The organism is Aquimarina besae (genome assembly GCF_042434905.1).
Taxonomy (GTDB): domain Bacteria; phylum Bacteroidota; class Bacteroidia; order Flavobacteriales; family Flavobacteriaceae; genus Aquimarina.
The window spans coordinates 973,008-985,850 of the sequence record NZ_CP170199.1; the positions used below are offsets into that span (position 1 = coordinate 973,008).

At 35.4% G+C, this 12,843-nt stretch carries 11 protein-coding genes; 7 read left to right on the top strand and 4 right to left on the bottom strand.

The window, feature by feature from the left end; genetic code table 11:
• Positions 1–3: 3 nt before the first annotated feature.
• Both ACE94K_RS04200 and ACE94K_RS04205 read right to left on the bottom strand, forming a co-directional pair.
• On the bottom strand, positions 4–456 hold the full coding sequence (locus ACE94K_RS04200; RefSeq protein WP_378180376.1) for a nuclear transport factor 2 family protein: 453 nt from the start codon (positions 454–456) through the stop codon (positions 4–6).
• A gap of 53 nt (positions 457–509) precedes the next feature.
• On the bottom strand, positions 510–1,505 hold the full coding sequence (locus ACE94K_RS04205; protein WP_378180377.1) for an NAD(P)H-dependent glycerol-3-phosphate dehydrogenase: 996 nt from the start codon (positions 1,503–1,505) through the stop codon (positions 510–512).
• A gap of 124 nt (positions 1,506–1,629) precedes the next feature.
• Between ACE94K_RS04205 and ACE94K_RS04210 the strand changes: the two genes are divergently transcribed.
• From ACE94K_RS04210 to ACE94K_RS04240, 7 genes are all read left to right on the top strand, one after another.
• Complete coding sequence (locus ACE94K_RS04210; RefSeq protein ID WP_378180379.1) at positions 1,630–2,553, top strand: nicotinic acid mononucleotide adenyltransferase; 924 nt, start codon at positions 1,630–1,632, stop codon at positions 2,551–2,553.
• A 361-nt stretch (positions 2,554–2,914) separates the two neighbouring features.
• Positions 2,915–3,127, top strand: a complete 213-nt coding sequence (locus tag ACE94K_RS04215) for a hypothetical protein (protein ID WP_378180381.1) — start codon at positions 2,915–2,917, stop codon at positions 3,125–3,127.
• Between the two features lie 110 nt (positions 3,128–3,237).
• A complete protein-coding gene (locus ACE94K_RS04220; RefSeq protein ID WP_378180383.1) occupies positions 3,238–3,777 on the top strand; it encodes a 3-hydroxyanthranilate 3,4-dioxygenase in 540 nt (179 codons plus the stop codon).
• 160 nt (positions 3,778–3,937) lie between these two features.
• Positions 3,938–5,491: an aldehyde dehydrogenase family protein gene (locus tag ACE94K_RS04225; protein ID WP_378180385.1), complete on the top strand. Its 1,554-nt coding sequence runs from the start codon at positions 3,938–3,940 to the stop codon at positions 5,489–5,491.
• A gap of 226 nt (positions 5,492–5,717) precedes the next feature.
• Complete coding sequence (locus tag ACE94K_RS04230; protein ID WP_378180387.1) at positions 5,718–6,095, top strand: hypothetical protein; 378 nt, start codon at positions 5,718–5,720, stop codon at positions 6,093–6,095.
• Positions 6,096–6,182: 87 nt separating this feature from the next.
• Positions 6,183–9,872, top strand: a complete 3,690-nt coding sequence (locus ACE94K_RS04235) for a T9SS type A sorting domain-containing protein (RefSeq protein ID WP_378180389.1) — start codon at positions 6,183–6,185, stop codon at positions 9,870–9,872.
• A gap of 66 nt (positions 9,873–9,938) precedes the next feature.
• On the top strand, positions 9,939–10,427 hold the full coding sequence (locus ACE94K_RS04240) for a hypothetical protein (RefSeq protein WP_378180391.1): 489 nt from the start codon (positions 9,939–9,941) through the stop codon (positions 10,425–10,427).
• A 4-nt stretch (positions 10,428–10,431) separates the two neighbouring features.
• On the opposite strand, the gene ACE94K_RS04245 is transcribed toward ACE94K_RS04240, so the two are convergent.
• Together ACE94K_RS04245 and ACE94K_RS04250 are read right to left on the bottom strand one after the other, a co-directional pair.
• Positions 10,432–11,550 (bottom strand): DNA helicase PriA, encoded by a 1,119-nt coding sequence (locus ACE94K_RS04245; RefSeq protein WP_378180393.1) that lies wholly within the window; start codon positions 11,548–11,550, stop codon positions 10,432–10,434.
• 97 nt (positions 11,551–11,647) lie between these two features.
• Positions 11,648–12,784 (bottom strand): SPFH domain-containing protein, encoded by a 1,137-nt coding sequence (locus ACE94K_RS04250; protein WP_378180395.1) that lies wholly within the window; start codon positions 12,782–12,784, stop codon positions 11,648–11,650.
• Positions 12,785–12,843 lie beyond the last annotated feature (59 nt).

The following is a 12,843-nucleotide window of genomic DNA, read 5'->3' on the forward strand; positions in this document are numbered from 1 at the left end:
TACTTAAAATCTATCTAACATTTTATTGGTCTGTTGTTTCAGTTTTTTCTTAAAGAAGTTGGTGCCTCCTAATAATTTCCCTTTCCAGCCCATTGCTTGTGATGCCCATCGACGTAGATCAAAAACATCGATGTGTTTAATGATTTTACCATCTTTGAATTCAAATTCTGCATCAATACTATTATGAACAGATCTTCCGGTTTGACTAAATGTATACCAAGCTTCCCAGTGTGCAGACCCTTTGTTGTCATTTGCTGCTACTTGGGAGAATTCTACTTTAAAATCTTTACCATTTTTGCAAAGCATCTGCCACATTTTCTTAGCTCTTTCACCCTTTAATTTCCCAAAAGCAGGATCTTCAAAAACAATATCTTCATGATAACAAGAAATCATTTTGTCCGAGTTTTGTTCACTTAGACCTGTATAAAATTTTTCAATGAGTTCTTTGTTGTCCATTTCTATAGTTTTTGAAATTCAATTAGTTTTTAAAATCAAAAAAGCTAGCTCTCTTAATCCAATTTATCTGCAAGTTTCTTAAATACCTTTTTGGGATTTTTGTTTTCATATAAAATATCATACACGGCATCAATAATGGGTGTACGAGTCTTTTTGTTTGCATCCAGTTCGTATGCAGATTTGGCGGCATAATATCCTTCTGCAACCATATTCATTTCCATCTGTGCACTCTTTACCGTATATCCTTTACCAATCATATTTCCGAACATACGATTACGAGAAAAAATAGAATATCCGGTAACTAATAAATCCCCAAGATAAGCAGAGTCATTAATGTTGCGTTTCATTTTATGTACTTTTTTAATAAAACGTTTCATTTCACGAATAGCATTACTCATCAAAACACTCTGAAAATTATCTCCATATCCTAGTCCGTGTGCAATTCCTGCGGCAACAGAATAGATGTTTTTTAATACTGCCGCGTATTCAGTTCCTATAATATCATCACTAACCTTACATTTAATGTATTCACTGCTTAGTTTGTCGGCCATGATTTGAGCCTTGGTTTCATCATTTGAAGCAATGGTCAAATAAGATAATCGCTCAAGTGCAACTTCTTCTGCGTGACAAGGACCTGTAATTACTCCAATATTATTAAAAGGAATATTATACACATCGTGAAAGTGTTCTCCGACGATTAATCCCGTTTCCGGAACGATTCCTTTAATGGCAGAAAATATTACCTTATTTTCTAAGGATTCTGTGAGTTTTGCTAATTCGGAGTGTAAAAATGCCGACGGAATTGCAAAAATCAAATAATCTGCATACGCAACAATTTCGTTAATATCATTGGTGAGTTTAAGCTGATCCAATTTAAATTCTACAGAACTTAAATAGTTAGGATTATGTTGTTGTCTTTTGAGGTGTTCTAATGCATAAACACTTCGCATATACCAGCCCACCTCATGTAGGTTCTCAGTAAGCATTTTTACGATAGCGGTCGCCCAGCTACCACCACCGATTACAGCAAATTTTAATTCTTTATCCATGTAAAATGATTGTGAGTTCAAAAATAAGCAAAATACGACTCAAAATAAACTACTGGTAATCAATTAAATATGTTTTTGGCACGTGTTTTGGTCTTTGTTAGTTGAATTTGAAAACACATAGTTTATGAAGACTTTAAAATTACTTTCGGTTATCATTTTAGGTTCAATGCTTTTGACTTCGTGTGTCGCAGAAGTGGTTCTAGAAGAAGATGTATTTATTGAAGAACCTTCAATTAGGTTGGATGATTTATTAAATACCTACGAAATATGGTATGTGGATATAGAGCGTACTCAGGGTAACGGAGAAATCCCTTTTCTACAAAAAGCTTTCACAGTTTCCTTCAAAAATGGAACTTTTTTTGCCAATAACAACTTGGTAGGAATAGGCAGCAATGGTAATGGTTTCGGATTAGATGTTGGGTATTACAATACTTTTAATATGGAAGTAGATATAAGTCATGATCTAGATGGCACCTATAGTTTAGGTGTAACTCAATATGGTAATAATGAAATAAGACTATATGACGGAGTAACTAATACGAGCTATTATCTGATAGGATACCAAAGAAACACTTTTGATTATGACAAAGTATTCTATGATAACATTCATTACTTTTTACATGAATATATAACCTGGGAAAAAGTATACACTAGTGAATTTGGAGCTCTCAATGAGTTTGATAATGAAAATTATTTGCAGTTTTTATATTATGGATCAGGGGATAACTTCAGAAGTTCAGAAGATGTTAATGTGTCCAATATCAATGATATATACTACGATTATACCGGATATTATGCAGTAGATGATGTACCTAATAATTTCTATATGAAAAATTTAACACTTGATTACGATTATTTGGGCAATGAATATTTCGAGTTGACCGTTATTAATGATAGTACAATAGAATTATTGCATCCTGCATCAGGAACTATTTATGAATTTGTTGGTAGAGGATACTTGCAGTTTAAAAATTCTAAAGATGGAAAACCGTTGCAGAATGAAAAGAAAAGATTAAAGAAAGCTGATTTTATGAAGCTTACAAAATAAAAAAGTCGCACTAGACGGTATAAATTTTTTTGGTTGGTTATTTAGTTGGAAATCGCTCTACAAGAGAAATCTTGTCTGGGCGATTTCTTTTTAGTGAGACTCTTAATTTATGAGTAAACCAAGTAAAGTAAGTACGTCGAACTAATCCAGAACTTGTTTCGGGATGTCAAAAGTTTTTTGTGAGATTATTAATGTTTTATTTTGGAGAAAATTCCCTTTCATGTATTTTTTATAAAAACTATAAATATTTGATAATAAGACCTTAAATTGATAAAATTAAGGTCGTGTTTTAGACCAATAATGACAAAAGATCATATGGTTTTTTTTATCTTTAATACCATAACAAATCAATTTAAATAGTATGCTTAAGAAAATTTTAAACATTGACAAAAGTAAAATGCTAAGCAAACAGCAACAAAAAACAATTCACGGCGGAGTATTCCCTCTTTTTGGTGATTGTTGTGCTTGTGTTTTTAGACCGGGAAACCTTCCTTATCAAATCATAATTACTCAGTCCTGTTCGGACCCTTGTCCGACCGATGGAAGTTTAGAATATGAAGATACAGGTTGTTAAAGTATCAGAAAGCGAACTTTGGTTCGCTTTTATTTTTTAAGTAAGAATCCTTTAGTTATAATTAAGATGTCTACACATTTGATTAATTTTATGTTTCAAAAAAATAGAATATGGCGATTAGCAAACCTTTCAACCTCAATAAGTGGATTGAGGAGAATAGAGATATATTAAAACCACCAGTAGGAAATAAAAATTTATACAAAGAATCCGGTGATTACATTGTAATGATTGTTGCAGGACCCAATGCGAGAAAAGATTATCACTATAACGAAACAGAAGAGCTATTTTATCAATTAGAAGGTGAGATAGAAGTTCACGTACAAGAAGGTGGTGAAAAAAAGACAATGAAATTAGGTCCTGGCGATATGTATTTACATCCAGGAAAAGTTCCTCATTCTCCAGTACGCCACAAAGGATCTATTGGATTAGTGATCGAAAGAAAGCGGGTTGATTTAGAAGCAGAAGATGGATTATTATGGTTTTGTGATAACTGCAACGCAAAACTCCACGAAGTATATTTTAAACTTCGGGATATTGAGAAGGATTTCCTTAAGCATTTCAAAAACTTTTATGGAAGCGAAGTTTTGAGAACTTGTAGCAATTGCGGTACAAAAATGCCGGTAGATGAACGATTTATTACCAAAGAATAAAGAGTCAATTTAGTTCATTTGATCAAATTTTAATAGAAGATTGATTTTTTTAAAAGTATTTTTTTGAGAAATTGTTTAATATCGATATTATAAACGATCAAAATTTAATATATCTGCAAAACGCAGTATCTTTACAATCTTAAAAAATAATTCAAATAGAATGGCAGCAATAGCAACAGATTTTGGAATAGAAGAAGCATTAAAGCAATTGGGTGTTTCTGATCTAAATAAAGGAACTTCTACAGGTTCTGATTGGTTTTCGAATGGAGAAGAAATTTCATCATACTCTCCTGTAGATGGCAACTTAATCGGAAAAGTGACCACCACAACTTCCGATGATTATGAAAAAGTAATTAAGACCGCACAATCAGCATTTAAAACTTGGAAATTGACACCGGCACCGCTACGAGGTGAAATTGTACGCCAGTTTGGAGAAGAACTTAGAGCCTTAAAAGAACCTTTAGGGAAACTGGTTTCTTATGAAATGGGTAAGTCTTATCAAGAAGGATTAGGAGAGGTACAGGAAATGATTGATATCTGTGATTTTGCAGTTGGATTATCAAGACAATTACACGGATTGACCATGCATTCAGAGCGACCAGGACATAGAATGTACGAACAGTATCATCCACTTGGTATTGTAGGAATTATTTCTGCATTTAACTTTCCTGTGGCCGTTTGGGCATGGAATACAGCTTTGGCCTGGATCTGTGGAGATGTATGCGTATGGAAACCAAGTGAAAAAACTCCTCTTTGTGGTGTTGCTTGTCAAAATATTATAGCAAAAGTATTAAAAGACAATAGCCTGCCAGAAGGGATTTCTTGTTTGATTAATGGAGATTATAAAGTAGGAGAGATGATGACTACCGACAAGCGTATTCCATTAATTTCTGCAACTGGATCTACCAGAATGGGTAAAATCGTTGGTGCTACTGTTGGACAACGTCTTGGTAAATCATTATTGGAATTAGGAGGAAATAATGCGATCATTGTAACACCGGATGCAGATATTAAAATGACCGTAATAGGTGCTGTTTTTGGAGCGGTAGGAACCGCTGGACAACGATGTACTTCTACCAGAAGATTGATTATTCATGAATCAATTTATGATAAAGTAAAAAGTGCTGTGGTGGATGCTTATCAGCAGTTGCGAATAGGAAATCCATTAAATGAAAATAATCATGTAGGTCCTTTAATTGATAAAGATGCCGTAAAAGGATATCAAAACGCTTTGGAAAAAGTTGTTGAAGAAGGAGGAAACATCGTGGTTGACGGCGGAGTGCTTTCTGGAGAAGGATATGAAAGTGGTTGTTATGTGAAACCAGCAATTGCCGAAGCAGATAATTCATTTGAGATTGTACAGCACGAAACTTTTGCACCTGTATTGTATTTACTGAAATATAGTGGAGATGTAGAAAATGCTATCGAAATTCAGAATGGAGTTGCGCAAGGATTATCTTCTGCGATAATGACTAATAATCTTCGCGAAGCAGAGAGGTTTTTATCTCACGCAGGATCTGATTGTGGGATCGCTAATGTAAATATTGGAACTTCGGGTGCAGAGATAGGGGGAGCCTTTGGAGGAGAAAAAGAAACTGGTGGCGGAAGAGAATCAGGTTCTGACGCTTGGAAAGTGTATATGCGAAGACAAACCAATACAATTAACTATACTACTGAGTTGCCTTTGGCTCAGGGTATTAAGTTTGATTTATAACAAAATCTCATTATGTCTAATTGTCTTTTAATATGTTGATGATTTTACACGATTTAATGTAATCCTGTGGAGCTCGCTTTACAGGATTTTTTATGACATAAAGACTGATCGTCATATTTGTTCACTTAAAAAATGAAGATTTATTGAGAATATATATCTTCGTAAAAAAAAGAAGACGCAACCAGAAGACTGTTACTGCATCTTTATAGTAAATATGAAAAAGAGCATGAAGAAATTAGTTTTAATATTACTAGTGATTTGTTCTGCCTGTAATTTGGAGGAACAGAATACATCTGACCCTATTTTTTGCACCGAAGAAGCAAGACCTGGATTGGAAATTACTATTAGAGATGCAATCAATAGTGATATGTTTTTAACCACAGGTATAACCGTAGTAGCCACAGATGATCAGTACACCGAAACATTAACGAATTTTGTGGATACAAATACGTTTATCGGCGCTTTCGAAAGAACGGGTTCCTACACTATTACGGTAAGTGGAGATGGATATGAAACATTTGTTTCAAATACTCCCATAATGGTTGATAAAGATATTTGTCATGTGATTACAGAGAGCAGAGAGTTCATATTGCAACCTAATTAGTAAAATAGTATAATATTTTGATAATATTTTAACAAATGTTTTGCATTCAATACGTTAGTTTTGATGTTCACACAAAATTAACTCAATATGAATACAACTTTACGAAGCCTCGTCCGAGGCGTTAGCGCATTCGCAGTTATTCTAACAACGTATACAGCAACTGCTCAGACCCAACAGTTGCATACAAGTGCTCAACAACAGCCCGTAAAAGGTCATCAGCTTTACAAGCAAACCAAGATGTTTGATAGCAAGAAAGGATCTACAAATACCAAGACTCCTTTGCAGCGTCAAGCAGATAATGCTCAAGAAAGAGCCGCTTATGAGCTTATGAGGTTAAAAGACCCTAACACAGGAAAAATTCCAAGCGGAATTAGAAAGGCAGAACTCCAGTACACAAGTAAGATTAGTACTAGTGATGATTCACAAAAATCCCTACAAATAGCTTCAAAGTCAGGAAGATTTTCCTTTTGGAAAAATAGGGGACCATTCAATGTGGGAGGACGAACTCGTGCATTGGCAATTGATAGTGGAAATGAAAACATAATTTTGGCCGGAGGAGTTTCTGGAGGATTATGGAGAACAGAAAACGGAGGAGAAACCTGGAGAAAAGTAACAAGATCTTCTCAAAGTCCAAGCATCACAGCTATTGCGCAAGATCCAAGACCAAGACATAGTCGAACTTGGTACTATGTGTCTGGAGAGCGATGGGGTAACTCTGCAAGTGCAGGAGGAGCTTTTTATCAAGGAAGCGGAGTGTATAAGTCACGTGATGGTGGACGTACATTTCGATTACTGGAGGCTACTGCAAACCCAAATGTTGGAATTTTCAATACTAATGAACCATTTGATTTAATTAATTCGATAGCAATTGATCCTAGAAACGGTGATATTTATTTGGGAACTATAACAGGTATTCAAAGATCTCAGGATGGTGGAAACTCATTTACAGAAGTATTATCAGGAGGGTTTGATAGTAAGGCAGAAGTAGTAATTTCATCAACAGGTCAAATTTATGCAACTATAGATTCTGATACAGATCCTACAGCAGGATTTTTTACTTCTTCTGATGGAGATACCTGGACTAACATTACACCAGAAGGGTTTGTACCTGTTTATGGAAGAACAGTGATGGGAATTGATCCTTCTAATGAAAACACTGTGTACTTCCTTACCCAAAATAACAGTGGAGGAATTCCTGCATTACTAAACAGATATGATGCAGCTTCAGGAACCTGGACAGATTTAAGCGTAAATTTACCATTTGGAATTGGTGGTCGCGTTGGAAACTTAAATTTACAAGGTGAGTACAATATGATTGTAAAGGTTCATCCAACGGATAGTAACTTGGTATTTGTAGGAGGAACAAACATTTATAGATCTAATACTGGATTTACTACTCCTGCAGGACAAGAAAGCTGGATTGCTGGATATTCTCCTTTAAATAACGTGAGTCTTTATACAAATCAACATCCTGATCAGCACGCTTTATTATTTTTCCCTTCAAACCCAAATAAGGCATTGTCGGGTAATGACGGAGGAGTTTTTGTAACAGAAGATATCACGGCAACGAATGATGGCGTTGAACCTGTAAGTTGGACTTCTTTAAATAATGGTTACATCACCACACAACCTTATCACGTAGCCTTTGATCCTGAGCCTAACACAGATGACTTGGTTGCAGGATTTCAGGATAACGGTACCTGGTTTACCAACTCTACAGATTCTGATGCTATTTGGGAAGAAGATTTTGGAGGAGATGGAGCATATAGTGCTATAGCAGATAACGGAAGAACTCGATATGTTTCTTCTCAACGAGGTAATGTTTTTAGATTCAATTTTGATGAAGAGGGTAACTTTGTGTCTTTTTCTGCTGTGGAGCCTGCAGGTGCTACTGGGTTTTCTTTTATCAATCCATTCATTCTTGACCCAAATAATGATAATATCATGTATATGCCGGCAGGAAGCTCGATTTGGAGAAATAATGACCTTGATGGATTGCCACTATTCACTAATACAAATGCAACAGAAAACTGGGTAAATGTTTCAACTACATCAACTCCAGACGGATCCTCAATTACTGCTTTAGAAGTTTCAAGATTTCCCGTTGCAAACAGGTTGTACTACGGAACTAATTCAGGGCTAGTTTTTAGAATGGATAATGCTAATATTGATAATCAGCCGGCAGTGGAGTTGACTTCGGGTAAAGGCTTGCCAACAGGTTTTGTAAACGATATCAATATTGACCCATCTAATGCAGACAGAGTAATCGTTACCTTTTCCAATTATGGGATTCCAAGCTTATTCTTAACCGAAGATGGAGGTGAGACGTGGACCGATATAAGTGGTAATTTAGAAGAAAATCTTGATGGAACTGGTAATGGACCTTCTGTAAGAAGTACAGCTTTCTTAGGAGGTAGTATAGGAGTTGCTGGCCCAAGATTACAAAGAATATTTGCTGCTACAAGTACCGGTTTATATTCTACAAGAAGATTAAACGGAACAAATACAGTTTGGAGAAAAGAGAATTTTGCTATAGGTAATGCTGTAACCGATGAGGTTGTAACAAGAAAAGATGGATTTATAGCTGTAGCGGCTCACGGAAGTGGCCTATTTAGTGCACGTTTTCCAATAAATGCAAATCCTGTACCAGAAGCTTCTTTAACGACAGCATTCTTATTGGAAGATTTTGAAGTAGATGAAAATAGCGATGATACAGTAATCGATATTACTGGTTTATTTGTTCAGTCTCAAGGACTTCCAATTGATATTGAGGTAACTAATTCTAATCCAGAACTGGTAACAGCTGAATTATCCGGGAACACTTTAACATTATCTTATACTCCAAATAGTATTGGTGTTGTTTCCATTGGATTGATTGCTTCTTCTGGTGAAGAGCAGGTTTCTGAAGGCTTTACGGTAACCGTATCCGAACCTTCTATCTATGAGCAAATAAATGCCCAAGTATCTACATTGCCTTCTCAAAATTTCTTAGATTTTGGAGGATTGGCTCAGTCTGCAGATGATTTTACTGTTCCTGCTGGTAATACCTGGAATATAGATAGAATATTAGCTTTTGGAGGTAGCAGAGGAACGCCATCTTTTGATAATGTAACCATTGCAATTTATGAAGATAATGCTGGGTTGCCAGGAGACGAGATTTATAACAGTGGAAGTATTACTCCAATCTCAGAACTAAATGATTCTAATCTAAATATCGTGCTGCCAGAAATAGTAACTCTTGAAAGTGGAAATTACTGGATATCGATTTATGTAAATCTTGCTTTTAATCCTGGTACAAATCAGTGGTTCTGGGCTTCACAAGATAACGTTATAGGAGAAGAGTCTCAGTTTAGAGATGCAGCAAACATCTTTGGATTGGGAGCAACAGATTGGTCAACAGCATCAGTTGTATTTTCAAGAACGCCATTGGATCAAACTTTCCAGATTTTTGGTGATATTATAAGTTCTGATATAGAACCTGATAGTCCTGAAGTTGCAGCTCCATTGACTACTTTGAATTTAACTAAAGATGTTTCGGTATATCCGAATCCATCAAATAATGAATTCTTTTTCAATCTTGGAGACGCTATGGCTAAATCGAATCAAAAGGTAACAATTGATATATTTAATAGTACCGGAAATTTAGTACATACAATTTCTGATGTTAATTCTAGTGCAAACATCACTTGGAATGCTTCTCGCTTATCTTCTGGAATTTATTACGCAAAAATCTCAGGTTTAAGCACAAATACAGTAGTTAAATTACTTAAAAAGTAATCTTAAATATTAAGAATTATCAAAAAAGGAGTTGATTTAATTAACTCCTTTTTTTATTTTAAGACCATGAATAAAGCAATATATCTAGGGTTGGTGATCATTTTATTTTCCTGCAAATCGAATAACGGTATTGCCCAGGAAAAAGAGCAAAATGATCCCAATAGGACGCCAATAGAAAAACCAAAGTTCGGAGATTCTAATAATAATGACCCTACCAAACTAAAGGTCGTTAACAATAACCAAATCTCACCGAATACAGTACATCTAAATGCTGTCTTACTGGACGTTTCTGAGAACAAAGCAATTTGTAACATTTCTGGTTCCAAAAGTGTGAATGTGAAGGTAAAACAGGTTATAGGTTCGGGTTCTGGAATCGTGAATATGCTTTCTACCGGTCAAGAAGTTATTCTGGTATTAAGACAAAGTACCTCTAAAAGTCTTTCTTCTTTAAAAACAAATTTAGATAAAGAAATATTTATTGTTGTAAAAGAAAGACCTTGTACTGATTTTAGCCAAACGGTATTTGAAATCGTCAGTTTTAAATCTTTAAATTAAGTTGCTATTGCTGGTTCCCATATGTATCGGCTACCCAAATAATCAAGGCAATTACTGCAATAATTAAGAGGACAAAAAAGAATATTTTCCAGAAAGAATAGGGCCTTTTTCCAGATATTTTACCCGTTTGTCCATTAACGAAGAAATTATATTTCTTACCACTATATTGGTATGCACTAATGTAGACAGGAAGTAAAATGTGTTTAAATGTTTCTTCAGATAAACTCATATTTATGGAATGTACTCGTTGTGTGTCACCTCCTATATCGTGGCGTGCCCAGGAACGTGCAATTCTTTCTGCTTCTTGGGTAGAAGACAAATGACCATCTTTGAGAGGTATTGTATATTTTTCGGTTACAAATCCTGCAAGATAGCCAGTGTTAAAGGGTTCCAAATCCTGAAGATTCCAATGCGCAATTTTAGTGGGTATTGGATTTTTACGTTGATGAGAGGCCTTGATTAGTGTATCGTCCACAAAACCACTAACACTACCACTTGCCGGAGTCCATCGTGTTCTACGTTCTTGTCTTGTCCGTTGTACAGTCTTTCCATTCACTGTTGTGGTGTAGGGAACACTTACATAATAATAATCTCCTCTTTGTCCGGTATAGGTAGCATATAATTGTGCGTCAAATGTCCAGTAAGGAAGATATAGACCTTTGGTATGTTGAGGGTCTAAAGCAGCTTTTTTCAAGTTGTTTGGAGCAAACCATAATCCTTTAACCCATTTCGAAAATATCTGATGGGATTTTTTTTGATCAAACTGAAATGGCAATACAGCTCCCGGTAAAATCCAATCTTCCTTATAGGCATCTTCTATAATCAAAGGCATGGTGCAGTATACACAATGTAGGGATTTATAATTTTCCTCTATGTGTTGGTTTGCGCCACAGTTTTTACAATGAAGCATCATGATCTCTTCAGAATGAGAAAGGGAACCCATTTCTTCGAGATAAGGCTTTAGTTCTAATTCCTGAAAACCATCTTCATTTTGTATAATAGCTTCTTCGTGCCCGCAATAGTCACATTTAATTTCTGTAGTACCTGGTTTGTAAGTTAGCTCGGCACCACAATTAACACATGATTTTTTTTGTTCAGAAAATGCTTTTTTTTCTTCTTCCATGTAGGAATTTACTAATTTTTTATACTAATAAATGCACCTTCTCTCTTGGGAGAGAAGATTAGGATGATGGTATTTTTCAAAGTATAATTATACGTTATTACGCTCCGGGCAATGGTGGAGGTGTACTACCTCCTAAGAAAGATTTTAATTCTTCAACGTCTTTAATCGCAGTCCAGTTGGACATACCTTGTTTCCAAACCAAAGAATCTTTGTTCACGGTTCGATTGGCAAACAACGTTTTTAATTGCTCAAAAGATACAGGTCCTGCCTGTTGTCCGTTAAGAGCATAGAAATATTGAACTTGAATAGGCATTGGAGGAGGAGCAACCGGAGTAGTTTGCTGAGGTTGCATTTGTTGCTGCGAGGCCATCGGGTTCATCATTCCCCCCATTTGCTGAGCGAGAACAAATCCCATTCCCATTCCCATTCCGGCACCAGCTGTTCCACCTTCATTGGCAGCAGCAGCTTCAATAGCTTTAGCGGTTTTAAACTTTGTTAATTTGTCAAGGTCAAGTTTGTCAATTCTACTGTATTCAAAAATCTCTTTCTTAAGATCTTCTGGCATAGAAACATTCTCAATAAAGAATTTTTCTAAAGAAATACCCACAGAGTTAAATTCTGGTTGCATAACTTCCTTACAAGTTTCAGACAATTCGGTGGTATTGGCGGCATATAATTCTATCGGAAAGTTAGCTTCTCCTACGGTATCTGTAAATCTTGTGGAAATTAGACTTTTTAGATGTTCATTAATTTCATAATTGGTAAAATTGGCATCTGTTCCAACAATATCAACAATAAATTTTCCAGGATCACTAATTTTAAAAGCATAGGTTCCAAAAGCTCTGATCTCTACCAATCCGAAACGGTCATCATTAAGAGTAATCGGGTTTTTTGTTCCCCATTTTTCATCTGTAAACAGACGGGTATTTACAAAGTACACTTCAGCTTTAAACGGGCTATTAAAACCATATTTCCAGCCTTTTAATGTTGTTAAAATTGGTAAATTCTGTGTGTTTAAGGTATAGGTACCCGGTTTAAAAACATCGGCTAACTGTCCTTCGTTTACAAAAACAGCTGTTTGTCCTTCTCGTACGATCAGTTGAGCACCATTTTTTATTTCATTTTGATATCTTTCAAATCTATGTACAATGGTATCCTGTGTATTGTCTAACCATTCTACAATGTCAATAAATTCGTTACTAAGCTTTTTCTTTATTTCATCGAAAATTCCCATCGGTGTGTAAATTTAAAATTTGCGTTCTAAAGCTACGAAATTGAAGATAAAAATAACAA